Source organism: Spirosoma migulaei, from assembly GCF_054776855.1.
Genome location: NZ_BAAHBG010000027.1, coordinates 209753 through 226517, shown reverse-complemented (window position 1 = coordinate 226517; position 16765 = coordinate 209753). Strand labels below are relative to the sequence as shown.

The window sequence follows — 16765 nt, the reverse complement described above, 5'->3', positions numbered from 1 at the left end:
TCAGCTAAGCAGGTAGTAAATGCCAAAACCACCTTGATACGAAGTGGCCTGAGTGCAAACTTATCAGTAGGGTGGTCGTAGTGAATTGTGTCGTACGATTTGGGCAATCCTAAATAGTAACCTTGTCTACACCCGACTCAGCGATACGCTGTACGCTCTCCGGCACATTCGACAATAAATTATATCCCGTCTTTTTCTCCACCTCATCGACGCTGACACGGTAGCTGCCCCAAGCCCCTTCGCCAGTGGTATTAGTATTCGGCATCCAGACTGCAATAACTCGCGTTTGTGCGTTTATCCGATTCACATCATCCGATCCTATCGGCAATACGACAATCACCTTCCAGAGCGCAGCAGGAACGGTTAGCTTGCCACTGGCAATAGTTATAGCCTTGCCGTTATCACCCTCACCACCTTTGCCCGCTGTTCCAGCAATAATATATAGCTCATTACCCTGAGCCACTAGATTACGGCAGTAGTCCTCCAGCCGCAACCAGGATTGCCGATTCAGTTGAGGTGCCTGGGGCACGATGTTGGTCAGGATGAATGTGGTTTTGTTTTCCTCTGCCGTACTATCCCGATCATCCGAAGGGCATAGGTGTCCCCGGTCGAAGCCTGTATTTGTGTAGTCTGCATGCCTAGCCTGGTACCAGCTAGCAGGCAATGACTGATCAGGAATAAAGTTGCCTGCATAACGAGAAGCAGAACCCTTCCAGGCTGAACTTAAATGCCAGCTACACCAGTTGGCAATCCCCGTCGATTGATTGTAGGAAAGCGAATAAGTGGATCGGGTAATCAGATAAGTGTTCGGACTGAATGCTGACGGCTCAGCTCCATCAGGATTACCCATTGCCATATTATCGTCACGGGTGGGCGTTGTACTGACTGCACTCGGTACGGACGGTTGCTTACACTGGCCGAGTGAAAAAACTAGAAGTAAACAGATAATGAGTTGTGAAAACGTTTTCATCTATCAAAGATAGATAGCTACGTTTAAGACAACCAGATATTATTTTCTTATCACTATTAACATAATTTGGATATTATTTGTATCCTGAATATGTATATTGTTGTATAATATCTTGACTAATAATTAGTTAAAATGATTCATTGCTTTCAAGTAAAGAAACTAACTATACTGAACGAATTTCGGGCTCATAGCAAAGCATCCTCATCAGTCCTAACAGTACATAGTTCGTACGAACCCATTTGAAGTGCCTGCCTGATACAAAACCAGCCCCATCATCATTGATGGGGCTGGTTTTGCTTTAATCGTACTGAATATTCCTTTTTCTGACTTGTGATTAGCTGTTGTTTTTCATGCTTTTATGCATTTTTTTCATCGCCTTTCCCGAATCAGCTTTCATCTCATTGCCTTCCTTCTTACCCTCTTTTTTCATCGCTTTTGCGTCTTTCTTCATTTGCTTTTGCTCCATTTTAGCTTCCTTCTTGGTTTCATCCTGAGCGAAAGCTGCACCAGACATCAGCAGTATAGCGACAGCAAAAATCATTGCATTTTTCATTGTTTATTCGGAGTAAAGTGAATGTACATTACTCATAACTTGTTATAAACTAAATAGTTATTAAACATCCATTAAAGTTAATTTATCAAGCATTTTCTGAACCTTTTTAAAGGACAGGAATCTAACTGGCTTGTAAAATTTCGCATACCTCAGTCGCTTTGTGCTTAATCTGAATCAGTATCTGTTCCTTTTCTTCGTAATTGACCGATTCACTAAACTGTTTATACTCCTCATTAATAGCAGCCTGCATGAGGTTAAATGCGTTCGAATAAATCGCGCGCTCTTCAGCTACTTCGCTCTGCAAGTCTGTCACCAGCGTTTGAATGTGTCTGAACTTGTACTTGATCACTTCTTCATTATCAACCTTTAACGGCATCAGGGCCGTTGTCTCAGCTACGATTTTCTGTTTAATCTGTTCGTTATCCATACTCGTGAAAGGCCGTCAATTTGAGAAGAATAGAGCCTTAGTGGATTAACCCGAAGTACTCCTTAAGGTTTAGCAGGACCAGCCGTAAGTAAGGTAGGAGCGGGTATTCTACTCGTCTGAGTGTACATGACTGGGCAGGAAGGATCACCAACTCCAGGAAGATGGACAGTGAAACGTGTTTCATAAGGAGGTGGCTTCGTTTTACTGACCCTGCACGCAGTTGGTAATGGAATAAGGGCAATAGGTGAAAACTTACTTCACCTATTGCCCTTATTCCACTCACTGACCTACCCTAATTACTCTTCTTCGCCTTCACTGCTTCAACGTTCTTTTTGCGACTTTCCAGTTCAGTGAGCGCTGTAGCCTGATCGGTTTTATTCGTTTCAATATCTTTATTAAGCTGCTCCAGTTCTTTTGCGTTATCGTCAATGCGCTTCAGAAGCTTCTCTTTTTCTTTGGCATTTTGCTCAATGGCACGTTGGAGCTGTTCGCCTTTTCGCACCATTTTCTGGTGATTTTTCTGAGCATCGTCAAAACTGACTTCCGCTGTTTTGACTTCCTGTCCATACAGGGTGCCGTCGGCAAATCCTTTTAGCAGGGCTTCGGCAGCGGAGTAACCCGTGCCTCCTGTTGTTACGAAGTTACCATTACCGAGGTCGAAGGCAGCAAAAATTGTAGCCGATGTTCTGGACGATTTTACCGTACTCACTAAGTTGATCGGCTCCGACGAAATAGCTGGAATATCAGCATTAGGAACCCGATAGGTACCGCGGGATGACGAGAGCTTGCCGTATTTCTGGAGCTGGGCTTCCCAATCCTTTTCAATCTGCTTTCCATCGCCTTGCAGGGTTAAATACAGGCCGGATACTTTCGCTTTATCAATTGTGCTTTCACCTGCATAAACAGTTTGAGCATAGGTTGAAGTTGCCAGGGCTAGTAACCCTATAATCAGGATGTAACGTACTAAAGTGTTCATTGGAATAGTTGGTTTGTCCGGTTTATAAGCCGGGATAAAGTGAATTGTTACGATAGGGTTTGGTCAATTTTTTGGGTGATTAGCAGGCGTTTGTCACCATTGAGTAAGGTTGTGGCCAGAATATACACAGAACCACCTTCCCGTAAAGATAATTTTTTCCGCAACTCCGCTACGGTTTGCGGGAAGTTGCGCACGGTAAGGTTTGCTTTTAGGTCTGGAACGGCCATTTTAAGTGCTTTCTGATCGGGTTTGCAAATTTCCTGTAGTAAGAATATCCGACCCGGGAAATCGGGCTTTAACTCATTGCTAGTGTATAAATGGCTATTGGGTGCCAGCTTGGTCAGGCCAAACCGGGAGGCTACTAACCGGAATGCACCCGCCTTTAATACGGCTGCGTTCGGCTCATATAGGTAACGTTGGGGATCTCCCAATTGAACGTTCGCTGTAAGTTCGTCCTGCCATTGAAATTGTAACAGAATATCCTTGTCATTTAATAGGTTAACAGTGTTAAATTTTATGTTGTCTTTTGTAATTAACTGATTACTAAGTGTAAACAGAATTTCTTTTACTTCTCCTTGTAGAGCTACAATATGTACAGATTCGACAAAACCGGACAACTGTCTGACGGCTAGATTGATGTCAAGTAACGGGGATGTCTTTATTAATATTTTTCCGGCCAGCTTTAAGAGGGCCGAAACGGTGCCGGGTTGGGTTATGTCGGGCTCACAGTTTTCCAGACTGACCACCCGCCCGCCCTGTTCGTCGCGCCGATGTGGGTCCAGATAGATCCAGTCAGCCTGGTTTGTTGATGAGCTTACCTGGCTTGTATTCGGCGTGGGATTTTCCAGGAGAGCCAGGCCGTTTCCTGTCTGAACCGTTACATTCTCCAGCCCTAGCAGTGGCAGGTTGTGAGCCGCCAGAGCTGCCAATTCAGGTTGATGCTCTATGTACACTACTTGGTTGACCTGTTGAGCAAATGCCCAGGTATCTACGCCCATACCCCCTGTAAGGTCAACTAACAATTCTCCCTGAACGAGTGAGGCTTTATACCGGGCCGTTCGCTCGGAAGAAGCCTGTTCTACGGATAGGGCAGGTGGAAAAATCAGCTGATCGTTGGCGTACCAGCTAGGCAGTTTTTCTTTTGCTTTTTGCCGGGCTACAATTTGTGACGCAAGCTTTTTTAGGTCTAGTGCAGTTGGGTTCGGGCGCAGCAGTAAAGCCCGTACATCGTCGGTAATATGGGCTTTAATGAACTGACGTTCTGCGGGAGAAAGAAGAGTAGACAATCGTTTATTAATTTCTTTTTAACCTGTTTTTAATTTCTTTTTAATTTAGTGCAACGTTGCCAACTGCCTGAACGTTGCAGACGCATAACGTCGCTGACAAAACTACCGTTTATGAAACAAGTTAGTCCCATTCAAACCCTTACACAGTATAAACTAGCTTTCCTCCGTCGGGATCTGCCCGCCAGTTTATCCGTTTTTTTAGTGGCCTTGCCCCTCTGTCTGGGTATTGCCCTGGCCTCGGGAGCCCCCTTGTTCTCGGGCCTGGTTGCGGGTATGATTGGTGGTATTGTGGTTGGCTTGTTGTCGGGTTCCGAAGTCAGTGTGAGTGGCCCGGCGGCTGGGTTAGCGGTCATCGTTGCCGACTCAATTGCAAAAATAGGTTCTTACGAGGCATTTCTGGTGGCCGTTGTGCTGGCTGGCCTGATGCAGTTGGTGCTCGGACTCATTAAAGCCGGTCGTTTCAGCAGCTTTTTTCCGGACAGTGTCATTAAAGGGATGCTCGTTGCCATTGGTATCGTCATTATTCTTAAGCAGATTCCCCATGCATTGGGCCGCGATAATGACTATGAAGGTGAATTTGAATTTCAACAGCTGGCCGATGGCGAAAATACAATTTCGGAAATCTACCGCGCTATCGAAACGGCTAGCCCTGGTGCTGTAGTGATCAGCCTTGTTTCTCTGGCCTTTTTAATAAGCTGGGATGCGCTGGCCGGGCGAAGTACCCGAACCGTCTTCAAAAGTTTTCCGGCTGCGCTGGTCGTCGTATGCGGTGGTGTAGCCCTAAATGAGTTTTTTCGGGTGGCCATTCCGGAGTGGTATCTGGGGGATACGGCTCATCAGCACATGGTGCAGATTCCAACTATTGCACCCGGTAAAAGCCTGTTTTCCATTTTCTATTTTCCCGACTTTAGTGTCTTATCTAACCCAAGGGTTTATGGAATTGCAGCTACCATCGCGCTGGTGGCCAGCCTGGAAACGCTCCTAAATCTCGAAGCGTCCGATCGACTCGATTCTGCGAAACGCATCTCATCGACCAATCAGGAGTTAATGGCGCAGGGCGTCGGTAATCTGTTGTCGGGAATGATTGGGGGACTGCCTGTAACCTCTGTAGTTGTCCGAACGTCAGCCAATGTCTATGGGGGAGCACGAACCCGGGTGTCGACAATCCTGCATGGGGTATTCCTGCTGCTGGCGGTGTTTTTAGGCGGTGCATTGCTCAATCTGATTCCGTTGTCTTGCCTGGCAACGGTCTTGATTATGGTTGGCTATAAACTAGCTAAACCCGCAATCTTCAAAAAAACGTACCGGGATGGCTGGAGCCAGTTTGTCCCGTTTATCGTCACGGTCGTGGGGATTGTATTCACCGATCTGCTGATTGGTATTGCAATGGGGTCGGTTGTGGGGATTATTTATGTACTCTATACCAACTTTCAATCTACGTTCCAACTGGTCCGTACTGGAAATAAAGTGACGATTGCGTTTGAAAAAGACCTGTATTTCTTAAGCAAGCCACAGTTGAAAGAAGCACTGAATTCGCTCCAGCCTGGCGATGAGGTACTCATTGACGGGACCAAAGCCCCGTTCATTGATCACGACATTTTCAACATGCTTCATGATTACCGGGAAACGGCTACAGTTCAGGGGATTAACTATGAGTTGAAGAATGTGCAGTTGAATCGACGGAAGCGAAAACGACAGGCAGTCCATTGATAAATTCAGCACCCAGGGAATTTCAACAGTAGGTTTTGGCAAAATGCGATTTACAGACGGTAGGAGGTTGCCCTAAAACGTGAGCCTCCACATACGTATGTATACCTATTCAATACGGTTCTGGTCGATCAGTTTTTTACTCAGCCTGTTTGTCTCTATTTCAGCTACTGGTTATGGTCAGGTAGCTTCAACGAAACCCCGGTCAGGATCGCCTGAGTCTGGCAAGTCTAACGTAGGGGGTGTCGAGTTTTGGCTGACGGATCCAGTTCGCCCGGTGCTGTTTGTGCGGCAACCTTCACTTTCCTTTACAGAAGGAACCGCAAAGACACCAACGATTCACGTCGATGCCGCACAGACTTACCAAACCATTGATGGATTCGGCTACACCTTAACGGGGGGCAGTGCTATGCTCATCAGCCGAATGGAAAAGACTGCCAAGGCTAAACTACTAACCGAACTGTTTTCAACGGAGGGGAAAAGCATAGGGGTTAGTTATTTACGGCTAAGCATTGGTGCATCGGACCTTGATGAGCAGGTGTTTTCGTATGATGACCTGCCCGCGGGTCAAACAGATCCCACACTGGCTAAATTCAGTCTGGCTCCCGATCAACAGTACCTGATTCCGCTTCTTAACGAGATTCTGGCCATCAATCCGGCCATTAAGATTCTGGGATCGCCCTGGTCGCCACCCACCTGGATGAAGTCGAATGGCAACTCAAAAGGAGGGAGCCTGAAGCTGGAGTTTTATGATACCTATGCCCGCTATTTTGTCAAGTACATTCAGGGCATGGCGAAAGCGGGCATTCGGATTGATGCGGTCACTATACAAAACGAACCGCTGCATCCGGGTAATAACCCCAGCTTGCTGATGCTACCTTCCGAACAGGCATTGTTCATCAAAAAAAGCCTGGGCCCCGCGTTTAAAGCGGCTAAAATCAAAACAAAAGTAATTCTCTACGATCATAACGCCGACCGGCCGGATTACCCCATAACGGTTCTGAATGACCCAGAAGCCCGCCAATACATTGATGGTTCGGCTTTTCACCTGTATGGTGGTCCAATCAGCGCACTTTCGGAAGTACATAAGGCTTACCCTGACAAAAACCTGTATTTTACGGAGCAGTGGATTGGCGCACCCGGAAATCTGAAGGGTGACTTAGTCTGGCATGTTCGCGAACTCATCATTGGAGCCACCCGCAACTGGAGCCGGACGGTGTTACAATGGAACCTGGCCGCCGATCCGAAACAGAATCCACACACGCCCGGCGGCTGCGACCAGTGCCTAGGAGCATTAACGATTGATGGGAATACAGTTAAACGAAATCCGGCCTATTACAATGTGGCCGTAGCGTCTAAATTTGTGCGTCCGGGTTCGGTACGTATCGCATCCGACGAAATCAAAAATTTACCGAATGTCGCCTTCAAAACACCTGATGGACATATCGTGCTGATTGTTTTAAACGATAGCCCATCCGCCCAGAAATTCAGTATAGCTTATCAGGGCAAACAGGCCAGTGCCACCCTGCCGACCGGAGCCGTGGGAACGTATGTGTGGTGATGAAATTTTTAAAAGAATATGACTCGAATTATCCTCTTTCTAGCTTGTCTTCTATCTAGCGGATGGGTACTGCTGGATTCAGCTCCATCAACTACAACGGTTGAGCCTGACTTTCCAGCGGAGATTATCCATTTTAAGCCCTATGCGTCCAATCCGGTTTTTAGTGGAACTGGTGCCGATACCTGGGATCAGAAAATTCGGGAGAGGGGCTATATTCTTAAGGAAGGGGATCAATATCATCTCTGGTATACAGGCTACCGGGATGGAAAGGATCAGACCCGGTCGCTGGGGTACGCTACATCTGCGGATGGTCTGAGCTGGACACGCTACAAAGGAAATCCAATTCTACCATCAGTCTGGGTAGAAGATATGACGGTTCTCAAATCGGATGGGACGTATTACATGTTTGCCGAGGGGAAAAACGATATAGCGCACCTGCTAACCTCAAAAGACCGGGTGAACTGGCAGGAGCGAGGCCCGCTCGATATCCGATATACCAACCATCAGCCCCTCAGTCAGGGACCCTATGGAACACCCGCGATCTGGAAGGAAAACGACATCTGGTATCTGTTTTACGAGCGAAAGGATCAGGCAGTCTGGCTGGCAACCTCCAAAGACCTGAAGGTCTGGACCAATGTGCAGGACGAACCCGTTCTGGCGAAAGGCCCAGCCGATTATGACCTCTATGCCGTGGCTATGAACCAGATAATCCGTTACAAAGGCGCTTATTACGCCTATTACCATGCATCAGCCTTTTCGGATTGGCACGAGTGGTCAACTAACGTGGCCGTCTCGAATGATCTGATTCACTGGACCAAGTACTCGGGTAATCCAATTGTAAAGGGAAACAAATCAAGCGGTATTCTGGTGGACGACGGTAACCAGTTTCGGCTGTATACCATGCACCCAGCCGTCAATGTATTTCTGCCAGCAAAGTAAAGACGCATCCTTTCGTCTTTACAAGAGCCCATCGGGCCCAACGGCCTCAATTTCAGGCGGTCCATCGGGGTAGTACCGGAAGCTGGTCTTTGCAATGAGGGATGGATAGGGCTTGAACGTAATCCATCGAAGCGGCCATTTACGTAGCCATAGCGCCCCTTCGGTCAGATTAATGAACCAGTCGGCTGGGCGTTGATAGCCAAAAGCCAGCCTGAGTTTATCAGAAATAAGTGCAGCAAAAGTGGGTTGCACCAGTGGATGCAGAAATTGGGGAAACCAGCCCTGGACGATCTTCACGGTTGCATCGGCAATTTTGCGGTTGCTTTCCGTATAGCGAAAATGCTTGTCTTCATACGCATCCGTAAAGGCGCGTAAGTCGGCCAGGGTTTCGGGGAGGTCGCTCAGGTTCATTCGCTTGCCAACCTCCCGAAAGAAATAAAACAAGGTCAGCTCCTCGGCCGCCGTTAGTTTCCGCCAGCCGAATCGATTGAGCCAGTCGATGGGGTAGAAGACAAACGTGGCCAGTACGAACAGGAAATCGGCATTGTCGATGCGATAATGGCCGTGAATCGTATTCATGTGCGCAATGGCCCGCTGGCCTTTGTCGCTGTCGTAACCCGATTCCATAAACTCCGAGATCAGTCGGCTGGTGTCGTCATAGCGTTTCTGTCCGTGGTGCTCAAATTCGCCCGTGCGGGCCAGCAAACCGGATACGCGAGGGCTGGCATAGGTATGAAACAGGGCTAGTTCCAGCGCACGGGTCATATCGAACGGAAATTCGTAGGCCGTTAACAAATGAACCATACGCTGGTGATCGCGAACGGGGTCGAGTGTTTGTAGTTCGGCACGAACCGCCGGGTTTCGGAATAATCCAAACCGTTTGCTGTAGGTATTCTTCATTGTTATTTACTCCGGTGCAATGGTCCCTTCGAAGTCGAGATCGAAAATATAGCGGAGTACTTAAATTTCATTCATTTTTAGAAGACAATGTAAGCGAGAGACCAGACTTGTGCAAACAGGGATTGAGTTGCCGGTAGTTTACCTGAACTTATCCCTTTTAACGTGGATGTTCATGGATTGGTGATTAATACCAATTAGGATGCAAATTTCAATTGATTCCTTGTATGATGCAAACTGCCTGGGCCAACCGATTTTTCTCGTTTCTCTCAATTTTTCTCTTGCTAATCAGGATCAGTAAAGCGCAAAGTCCCAAAGAAATGTTGCCACCCTGGAAAGCCGGGCATCTGGATATTCATCATATTAATACAGGCCGGGGGAATGCCACGTTTTTTATTTTGCCCGATGGAACAACGATGCTGATCGATGCCGGAGCTCTTGACCCCACATCAGATCGAACCCTAAGCCCCCGGAATACACCCGCTGTACCCAGTGCCGAAAAGCAACCCGGCGAATGGATTGCCCGGTATATTACAAGGTTCATGACGATGAGTCAGCTTCAGCCGAAGCTGGATTATGCACAGATCACGCACTTTCATAATGACCACATGGGTAGCCCCTCCCGGATTTCGCCGAAATCGGAGAACGGTAATTTCGTGCTGACGGGCATTACGGAGGTGGCCGCGTATTTGCCCATCGACAAGATTATTGATCGGGGCTGGCCGGATTATGCCTATCCGTACCCACTGACCAACCAGATGGTGACGAATTATCGGGCATTTGCCGACTGGCAAACTAAACATAAGGGCACTGTCTTTGAGCGCAGCAAACCTGGGCGTACGGATCAGATTGTCCTGACGAAAAATCCGAATCAATTCGCTAAAACGGTTGAAATCAGAAACATCATTGCCAACGGAGAATTGTGGACGGGTTCAGGAACAGAAACACGGCAGCTTTTCCCAGCCCTAACCGGACTATCTCAACAGCAGCTCCCGTCTGAAAATATGTGCAGCATTGGCGTCCGGCTTCGCTACGGCCAGTTTGATTATTTCTCGGGGGGCGATATGCCTGGTGTCCTGCGGTTTGGTGCGCCCACGTGGCATGATGTAGAGACGCCGGTGTCTAAAGTGGTTGGCCCTGTAGATGCCCATATTCTTGATCATCACGGCAATCGGGATTCGCAAAACGACAATCTGTTGGCCGCGCTTCGTCCCAGGGTTGTTATCATTCCGGTCTGGTCGTCGGACCATCCCGGCCACGATGTACTCGACCGTATTTACTCGCTGGAGATATACCCAGGGGAACGGGATGTTTTCGCAACCGGCATGCTGGACGCGAACAAGCTGGTAATCGGGGAGTTACTGAACCGGCTCAAAAGTGATAAAGGTCATATTGTAATTCGTGTTGCACCAGGAGGGGAGCGCTATCAGGTTATAACGCTAGACGACAGTACCGAAAATTTTACAGTTAAAGCTGTCTTCGGGCCTTATCAGGCACGCTAAAATAAACTCAGTTTAAGTTAAATGGAACCAGAAATTAGTCCTCCTGACCGGGTTTGGCCATTTTTGTCGATCAGTAGGGGGTATAGTGATTAATGGCAATTTTGCTAACCTTGCCCTGCGTAAAATGCACCTGGACTTCGTCCTGCTGATCGGGTCCGGTTTTGTACATAAAATACCATTGGGGTGACTGGCTCATGCCCTGGTCATACATAGTTGACAGGTTTTTGGTCTGTAAGGAAATACGCTCAAATTTGTTCGAGTAGGTAGTCATTCCCTTGATAACAGCCAGCTTATCATATAACGTGCCAATCGGATCTCCAACACGAACTGCGGCATTTGCCATCAATAGGACAGGCCATTGAGTGAGCTTCACTCCGCTATTCAAATAGATACTTTTAATCGCTTTATTTTCAATTGTGATTTGTACGCCAGAATCGGTTCCCTGCTGTTGATCCAGGATAATGTATTGGTACAGGGGTATGCGATCCTTTAGCTTCGCGAGATCTGAAAAAATATTGCTGACTACGTTTAAGTACGTCACTCCTTTGGTTTGCTGGAGCGATTGAATAGTCGTATAAACGGGTTCAGCTCCTTCACCGATCGGTATACCCAGATAGGTTCCGGTTAAGACGCTGTCTCGGGTCATGCGAAATGGCACCGGCTCAGGACCCGTTGTTGTGGTAGGTGAAATGGATGGTCCTGTTTGACAACTGGTTATCAGGGCTATGAGTAGCAATACGCCAACTAGATTAGTTTTCATTGAGTAAAAGGGGGCTGTTTTAACTGGACAGACCCTTTCTGGGCGGGTTAGGTTGGAAAGGATTGCTTAAACTAAGGGGAATTCTGATGTCGTACCGTCCGGGACGATGGTACGACCAGTAAAAAGCCCTACTAGTCTGGAACGGTTAATGAGTTTCCCGATCAAAACAAACGTTGGGGGTTTGGCCACAAACTTGACACGATTTCCCACATTCATTTGCAGGCTAACCTAGCCTAAGGTTCTTTTGAATCAATAAACCCAACGTCTAGTTTATGAAACTCTTTATCTTACTCGCCCTTTTAGGGGCCTTTCCAGCCTGGAGTCAGGTAACGGATTCGACCAGCCAGACTCCATTTCCGGCAAAAAGCAATTTTAGATCTGGGTTCCTGATGGAGCCTGGATATGCCTACGTGGCTACCCTGATTCCGACGATGAGATCATTCTTTCGCGACAATCATGTTAAGACTGAAGGTAATCTGGACAAGATTATTGTGGCTGGGTTCGGTTATCGCCTATACCGATTCAAAGGAATGATACACTCGTTTGTGGGGCTAGATCAGCGCTTATTACCGCCATCTGAGCCCGCCGGATCAAATCTGGTAGCTCGCCGACAGAACTTGAGCGGGTTAGACGTACACCTGGGCTACGACGTAGCCAATACCCGCAACAAACGTGTGTTTATCAATGCTGGCGTAGGTAGTATACGGTATGAATACAGTCTGTTTCGAACAACCAGTCAGATTGTTCCTTTTCAAACGATCTTCCAATATGCTCCTCCGGCCAGTGTACCATCGCTCTATTTAACCAGCGGGTACTGGGACGTTCATGTGGAAGTGTCTCAACGTGAAAAACGGAAGGATACCTTTCTATGGGTAAGCCGTATTGGCTACCGACGGGGTTTCCAACCCACTGCCTGGCAGTCTGAGGCCTATCAATTGACAGATGCTCCTCGGGACCGGATCAGCCAGTTTTACCTTCAGCTGGGTATTTACTTTTCCCGAAACCGTCTGGATCGTCGGAACCAATGATGCCGGTCCTAGTTGCGCTGCTTGTGTCGCTATTTACAGGAAACGAGCTGCGCCCTGCCAACCAACCCGAATCAGCTCAATTGATTCTGTACCGCGAAAAGGAATTTATTTCGGGCCTTGGGAAAGCGTATACCTTCAAAATCAATGAACAGAAGCAGGGCAAACTTTCGCCCAACCGGTTTGTTCAAATAACCATACCTGTGGGTCGAATTAAAGTGGAGTTTGATAACGATTATTTTACGCATAGTCGGCCACTTTGGTTATCGGTGCAGGCTGGTCAAACCTACTACGTGAAGGCGGCAGTCGAAGTCGATTTCCTGAGCAGTATGATGGTGATGGCACCCGTTGATCCGCAACAGGCCCGCCAGGAGCTTCGTCGTATGAAACCTGAGCAACCCGATTAAGCGAACCTGTTCATGAACCGACGACCTCCACGTTCATCGTTATACGCCAGACTCCTGTTTACAGGCGCTTTGCTAGCCCTGCTTGCCTATTGGGGGTGGCTTCTGTACCGCCTTGTTGGTCCGCACCTAAAGCAACTGATGCCTGATTTAGGTAGCCTGGTTCGCTATTTAATAGGCCTGCTTTTTTTGATCGCCTGCATTGGTTTACTGGGCTATCTGAATTATCGGCTGGCCTTTCGGCGATGGATGCATCAGGATCAAACGCGGCTCTATTACTGGAGCTGGCTATGTTTACTCGCGTATTTGTTGTTTGAGGGCCTGCAATTTCGCACCGATCAGGAACCAGACTTCGTCGACGAAAATATTCTGGTAACCCTGTTGCTGATCGGCATCGTTATCCTGTATGGGTTTATTGCGGATTCTCTGCAAACCCGACAGCAACAACAGCTGTTGATTCAACAAAAAACGGAAGCTGAATTAACGGCATTAAAGGCGCAGATCAATCCTCACTTTTTGTTCAATGCGCTCAATACGATCTATAATGAAGCGCAGCAATCCGAAAATCAACCCGTTGCCGATCTCATTGAGCAGTTAGCCAGCATCTTACGATTCACCTTACAAGAATCGACCCGTCCGCTTATTTCCATTGAGCAGGAATTTCAGTTTCTGGAAAAATACCTGGCCCTGCAACGCGCCCGGCTACCTAAACTGGACTCCCTGCAAGTACGATCCCAACTGGACTGGGATGAGCACCCAGCGCAAGTAGCTCCTCTGTTATTAATCCCCTTCGTGGAAAACATGTTTCAGTATGGCATCAGTCTGAACCATCCGACTACCCTGGAGTTGAATGTGTTGGTCGAAAATCAACGGCTTGTTATGCGGGCAGTCAATACAGTAGGGACCATTACGGGTGCTAAGGGTGGCTCCGGAACCGGGATCAGGAACGCCCGCCAGCGCCTGGCACTATTGTACCCAAACCGGCACGAGTTGCACATTGAACAAACCAGCCAGTTGTTTAGTATAACGTTACGAATAGACCTCTAAAAGCCTATGCTTCGTGCCATTGCCATTGATGATGAACCCGCTGCGCTGGATGTGCTGAGCCGCTATGCCGACAAGGTCCCATTTGTGGAACTGTCGCAAACCTTCATGAATACGACCGAAGCACTCACCTATTTGCACACACAGCGCGTTGATCTGATTTTCCTGGATATCCGGATGCCGGATCTGTCAGGGACGGATTTTGCTCAGTTGGTGGCTCCACTCAAGAAGTCGATTGTTTTTACGACCGCGTATAGTGATTATGCGTTAGAAGGGTTTGCGCTGAACGCCCTCGACTATCTGCTAAAACCCATTGATTTTGGGCGATTTCTGCACAGTTGCAATCGGGCGTATACCCAGTTCCTGCTTCAGCAGGGAGAGCCCTCGAGTATTTTTGTGAAAGATGGGTATGACTGGGTTCGGGTCAATCTGGGAGATGTACTCTATATTCATTCGGACACGAACCTGCTCTTTATTCATGAACAGCACCGGCAGGTCAGCACGCGTATGACCTTAGCCGAGATGGTTTCTATGCTGCCGGGCGACCAGTTTATTCGGGTTCACAAATCCTATTTAGTTGCGGTAAAGGCCATTCGAAAACTGGAGCGTCATCAGGTAACGGTTGGGAGCGGGGGGGCAGTCATTCCATTGGCAGCTAGTTACCGCCAACCGCTGGAGCAGCGTCTGTTGGGTAAGTAATTAGTTGGACAACCGTATTTCTACGGATTACGAACTACCTATAAAATTTCGACTTCCCGGTAACGGCCCTCCGGTTTTAACCCCGAAATCAGGGCATTCCACCCCCGCAACCAGCCATTCAGCGTACTTAATTTTGAACTAAGATGTTGATTTTTGAAGTTCGAAACTAAATCTAAAAATGCGCATACAGGATGGTATATAGTCGGGAAGTACGTTTTGAAGGGCCGCCACCTTCTATCCCTATAATCATCGAACGGGTTCGTCAGCTCACGGGTATTCAGGCAAACTACTTAGCCAACCAATGGCTTCTGGCCAACCCGGTTGATCCAAATGACGTATTTAGCCTCTATCAGGAGGGCGAAAACTCGCTCCTGTTATTGGACGAGGGGAAGGAAACCGTTTTACTGCGAGCCACTTTATATACACTATTAGAACTGGGCGGCTATTACGATGATTGGCCTGAAGAAACCCCGAACCAAAATCTAACCAGCAACTAGCGGATGCTACTGTAAGGTTCGTGGTCCAGTAGAAGCGTCTTTCTGCAGATCAAATCGTTCACTGAGTAAATTTCCTGGCCGCGTGTTGATTATCGGTTACGTATACTTGAGGAGGTTAGCAATTATTTTTTGTCCAATACAGGCACCACAGTTGACAATTCCCATAAATCCTCGCAATTTCACCTCAGAACATGAATAAGCTGAACCTTTACATGAAAGTGATTCGACTAATAGGGGTGATTTTGCTGCTGGTTGCCATGGGTTGGTTGATGCAAACACTAGAGCATCGCCGATTGGAACGAGTACGGCTGTCAGCCCGGCAAGATTCGATTGACTGGATGAGTACGCACCGAGTGCTGGCAAAATCAAACAGGAAACGTTAACCGCTACCAGGGTTATCTGGCAATCGCTATACTAGGGAGCTTAAACTGTTCAACCTTAGCTGGTAAATCGACATTCGTTCGTTTTAGAGAAGTCAGGAATGACTCTGTATCCGCTCCGTAACTTCGCTGGCTAACTCCGAATAAAAGGATCCCCTTTTTGCCCGATGGGTCGGTAAACGGTTTATATCGGTACACATTTCGTTCAACTATGCTCTGCGATTTCCCATCCGGCGTAGCCTGACTAAGCAAAAAATCGAGCAGGAACTCACCGGTCCCGGGCAGTTCTCTAAGCTGGTAGCTCACCAGCGGATTTGTTTCTTTTAGTTTCTTTAATTCCGCCACTTTCGTTCCTACCGCTTCTTGTACAGTAAGAGTGCCTCTCAGCAGGTCAAAGAAAATCATGGATGTAAACCGGGATGGGTCAATACCAACAGCCAAATATTCCTGCTTGTAAAAGGCAGGTGTCGGGTGCGATGCCCAGGCTAAGTGATAGGCCGTTCGCTCGAAGAGGATGGGGCCGGGCACCTGTAAATAATCAATAGGTGATCTGGCGGTCTGCGCTGGTGAGACCAGTGGGAATAGGCAGGCCATCAGGAATAGAAAAAGGAACCGTTTCATGTGTGCTCGTGACGAAAAAAATGTATCCATGGGCTTTGGCCCGTATTTAATTCCAACCCTTCACGGGTAAAACCCATGGGTACAACCTGATCAGGCTTTCGCTTTAGGATCGTTGCCGTATTCATTGGCACCCTGAGTGCCTTCTGTGCAGGCCAGAATCAAGTTGTAGATGGGGATCAGCGCATACCAGCCACTCTTGCCTACATCGTGCATACGCCGAACGGCAACCGCAACGGATGGCACCAGAATGGCTAGATTAACCAGCATCAGTAACCAGCCAATCACCGTTGAGCCACCAAATAGAAAAATGTTGGTGTAGTTTAAGACCTGGGTAACCACAACGTTAACCAGGAAAAAATACCAGTATTCAGTTCGGCGGGCGCGCCCCTGAAAGTCGCTGTACTTTTTTAGTACCGCAACATAATTGTCAACAATGGAAACACTGGTAGCGGAATTGATTGAGGTGTTCATGAGTAGTAATGAGTTGTTTTAGGATGATGGGTCAAAAGTAGAACGT

19 protein-coding genes are annotated in these 16765 nt (G+C 47.8%); 10 read left to right on the top strand and 9 right to left on the bottom strand.

The genetic code is table 11. From position 1 onward, the window contains the following. Positions 1–109: 109 nt before the first annotated feature. The 5 genes from ACYVGO_RS25830 to ACYVGO_RS25810 form a co-directional block, all read right to left on the bottom strand. On the bottom strand, positions 110–970 hold the full coding sequence (locus tag ACYVGO_RS25830; RefSeq protein ID WP_460971750.1) for a DNA/RNA non-specific endonuclease: 861 nt from the start codon (positions 968–970) through the stop codon (positions 110–112). 334 nt (positions 971–1304) lie between these two features. Continuing rightward, entirely contained in the window at positions 1305–1523 is a 219-nt protein-coding gene (locus tag ACYVGO_RS25825) for a hypothetical protein (RefSeq protein WP_460971749.1), read from the bottom strand. A 121-nt stretch (positions 1524–1644) separates the two neighbouring features. Further along, positions 1645–1950 (bottom strand): hypothetical protein, encoded by a 306-nt coding sequence (locus ACYVGO_RS25820; protein ID WP_460971748.1) that lies wholly within the window; start codon positions 1948–1950, stop codon positions 1645–1647. A 292-nt stretch (positions 1951–2242) separates the two neighbouring features. Beyond that, positions 2243–2926, bottom strand: a complete 684-nt coding sequence (locus ACYVGO_RS25815; protein ID WP_460971747.1) for a hypothetical protein — start codon at positions 2924–2926, stop codon at positions 2243–2245. A gap of 47 nt (positions 2927–2973) precedes the next feature. Beyond that, positions 2974–4212, bottom strand: a complete 1239-nt coding sequence (locus tag ACYVGO_RS25810) for a THUMP-like domain-containing protein (RefSeq protein ID WP_460971746.1) — start codon at positions 4210–4212, stop codon at positions 2974–2976. A 111-nt stretch (positions 4213–4323) separates the two neighbouring features. Here ACYVGO_RS25810 and ACYVGO_RS25805 point away from each other — a divergent pair, with 111 nt between their 5' ends. From ACYVGO_RS25805 to ACYVGO_RS25795, 3 genes are all read left to right on the top strand, one after another. Continuing rightward, on the top strand, positions 4324–5922 hold the full coding sequence (locus ACYVGO_RS25805; RefSeq protein WP_142773105.1) for a SulP family inorganic anion transporter: 1599 nt from the start codon (positions 4324–4326) through the stop codon (positions 5920–5922). A 97-nt stretch (positions 5923–6019) separates the two neighbouring features. Continuing rightward, positions 6020–7480 carry a glycoside hydrolase family 30 protein gene (locus ACYVGO_RS25800; RefSeq protein ID WP_460972111.1) on the top strand — a complete coding sequence of 487 codons (1461 nt, stop codon included), beginning with the start codon at positions 6020–6022 and terminating at the stop codon, positions 7478–7480. 18 nt (positions 7481–7498) lie between these two features. Beyond that, the gene (locus ACYVGO_RS25795; RefSeq protein ID WP_460971745.1) at positions 7499–8419 is read left to right on the top strand and encodes a glycoside hydrolase family protein; all 921 of its coding nucleotides are present in this window, start codon (positions 7499–7501) and stop codon (positions 8417–8419) included. Positions 8420–8437: 18 nt separating this feature from the next. Here the strand turns inward: ACYVGO_RS25795 and ACYVGO_RS25790 are convergent, their stop codons facing one another. Then, positions 8438–9319: an oxygenase MpaB family protein gene (locus ACYVGO_RS25790; RefSeq protein WP_460971744.1), complete on the bottom strand. Its 882-nt coding sequence runs from the start codon at positions 9317–9319 to the stop codon at positions 8438–8440. Positions 9320–9543: 224 nt separating this feature from the next. Between ACYVGO_RS25790 and ACYVGO_RS25785 the strand changes: the two genes are divergently transcribed. After that, positions 9544–10818, top strand: a complete 1275-nt coding sequence (locus tag ACYVGO_RS25785) for a ComEC/Rec2 family competence protein (RefSeq protein ID WP_460971743.1) — start codon at positions 9544–9546, stop codon at positions 10816–10818. 70 nt (positions 10819–10888) lie between these two features. On the opposite strand, the gene ACYVGO_RS25780 is transcribed toward ACYVGO_RS25785, so the two are convergent. Beyond that, complete coding sequence (locus ACYVGO_RS25780; protein ID WP_460971742.1) at positions 10889–11578, bottom strand: hypothetical protein; 690 nt, start codon at positions 11576–11578, stop codon at positions 10889–10891. A 272-nt stretch (positions 11579–11850) separates the two neighbouring features. Here ACYVGO_RS25780 and ACYVGO_RS25775 point away from each other — a divergent pair, with 272 nt between their 5' ends. From ACYVGO_RS25775 to ACYVGO_RS25750, 6 genes are all read left to right on the top strand, one after another. Then, positions 11851–12606, top strand: coding sequence for a hypothetical protein (locus ACYVGO_RS25775; protein ID WP_460971741.1), 756 nt, complete (start codon positions 11851–11853; stop codon positions 12604–12606). Next, a complete protein-coding gene (locus tag ACYVGO_RS25770) occupies positions 12603–13010 on the top strand; it encodes a DUF2846 domain-containing protein (protein ID WP_460971740.1) in 408 nt (135 codons plus the stop codon). Before ACYVGO_RS25775 ends, ACYVGO_RS25770 begins: the two co-directional genes overlap by 4 nt. A gap of 12 nt (positions 13011–13022) precedes the next feature. Beyond that, positions 13023–14054, top strand: a complete 1032-nt coding sequence (locus ACYVGO_RS25765; protein WP_460971739.1) for a sensor histidine kinase — start codon at positions 13023–13025, stop codon at positions 14052–14054. 6 nt (positions 14055–14060) lie between these two features. After that, the gene (locus ACYVGO_RS25760; RefSeq protein WP_460971738.1) at positions 14061–14750 is read left to right on the top strand and encodes a LytR/AlgR family response regulator transcription factor; all 690 of its coding nucleotides are present in this window, start codon (positions 14061–14063) and stop codon (positions 14748–14750) included. Positions 14751–14941: 191 nt separating this feature from the next. Then, a complete protein-coding gene (locus ACYVGO_RS25755; RefSeq protein ID WP_460971737.1) occupies positions 14942–15247 on the top strand; it encodes a hypothetical protein in 306 nt (101 codons plus the stop codon). Positions 15248–15438: 191 nt separating this feature from the next. After that, positions 15439–15630, top strand: a complete 192-nt coding sequence (locus tag ACYVGO_RS25750) for a hypothetical protein (protein WP_142773115.1) — start codon at positions 15439–15441, stop codon at positions 15628–15630. 12 nt (positions 15631–15642) lie between these two features. Here ACYVGO_RS25750 and ACYVGO_RS25745 read toward each other — a convergent pair whose 3' ends face one another. Then, entirely contained in the window at positions 15643–16248 is a 606-nt protein-coding gene (locus ACYVGO_RS25745) for a hypothetical protein (protein WP_460971736.1), read from the bottom strand. Between the two features lie 90 nt (positions 16249–16338). Then, the gene (locus ACYVGO_RS25740; RefSeq protein ID WP_460971735.1) at positions 16339–16719 is read right to left on the bottom strand and encodes a DUF805 domain-containing protein; all 381 of its coding nucleotides are present in this window, start codon (positions 16717–16719) and stop codon (positions 16339–16341) included. Positions 16720–16765: the final 46 nt, after the last annotated feature.

Bases quoted from the DNA above. Each gene is read 5' to 3' on its own strand.
- ACYVGO_RS25830 (WP_460971750.1), bottom strand. From the start codon at position 970: ATGAAAACGTTTTCACAACTCATTATCTGTTTACTTCTAGTTTTTTCA.
- ACYVGO_RS25825 (WP_460971749.1), bottom strand. From the start codon at position 1,523: ATGAAAAATGCAATGATTTTTGCTGTCGCTATACTGCTGATGTCTGGT.
- ACYVGO_RS25820 (WP_460971748.1), bottom strand. From the start codon at position 1,950: ATGGATAACGAACAGATTAAACAGAAAATCGTAGCTGAGACAACGGCC.
- ACYVGO_RS25815 (WP_460971747.1), bottom strand. From the start codon at position 2,926: ATGAACACTTTAGTACGTTACATCCTGATTATAGGGTTACTAGCCCTG.
- ACYVGO_RS25805 (WP_142773105.1), top strand. From the start codon at position 4,324: ATGAAACAAGTTAGTCCCATTCAAACCCTTACACAGTATAAACTAGCT.
- ACYVGO_RS25800 (WP_460972111.1), top strand. From the start codon at position 6,020: ATGTATACCTATTCAATACGGTTCTGGTCGATCAGTTTTTTACTCAGC.
- ACYVGO_RS25795 (WP_460971745.1), top strand. From the start codon at position 7,499: ATGACTCGAATTATCCTCTTTCTAGCTTGTCTTCTATCTAGCGGATGG.
- ACYVGO_RS25790 (WP_460971744.1), bottom strand. From the start codon at position 9,319: ATGAAGAATACCTACAGCAAACGGTTTGGATTATTCCGAAACCCGGCG.
- ACYVGO_RS25785 (WP_460971743.1), top strand. From the start codon at position 9,544: ATGATGCAAACTGCCTGGGCCAACCGATTTTTCTCGTTTCTCTCAATT.
- ACYVGO_RS25780 (WP_460971742.1), bottom strand. From the start codon at position 11,578: ATGAAAACTAATCTAGTTGGCGTATTGCTACTCATAGCCCTGATAACC.
- ACYVGO_RS25775 (WP_460971741.1), top strand. From the start codon at position 11,851: ATGAAACTCTTTATCTTACTCGCCCTTTTAGGGGCCTTTCCAGCCTGG.
- ACYVGO_RS25770 (WP_460971740.1), top strand. From the start codon at position 12,603: ATGATGCCGGTCCTAGTTGCGCTGCTTGTGTCGCTATTTACAGGAAAC.
- ACYVGO_RS25765 (WP_460971739.1), top strand. From the start codon at position 13,023: ATGAACCGACGACCTCCACGTTCATCGTTATACGCCAGACTCCTGTTT.
- ACYVGO_RS25760 (WP_460971738.1), top strand. From the start codon at position 14,061: ATGCTTCGTGCCATTGCCATTGATGATGAACCCGCTGCGCTGGATGTG.
- ACYVGO_RS25755 (WP_460971737.1), top strand. From the start codon at position 14,942: ATGGTATATAGTCGGGAAGTACGTTTTGAAGGGCCGCCACCTTCTATC.
- ACYVGO_RS25750 (WP_142773115.1), top strand. From the start codon at position 15,439: ATGAATAAGCTGAACCTTTACATGAAAGTGATTCGACTAATAGGGGTG.
- ACYVGO_RS25745 (WP_460971736.1), bottom strand. From the start codon at position 16,248: ATGAAACGGTTCCTTTTTCTATTCCTGATGGCCTGCCTATTCCCACTG.
- ACYVGO_RS25740 (WP_460971735.1), bottom strand. From the start codon at position 16,719: ATGAACACCTCAATCAATTCCGCTACCAGTGTTTCCATTGTTGACAAT.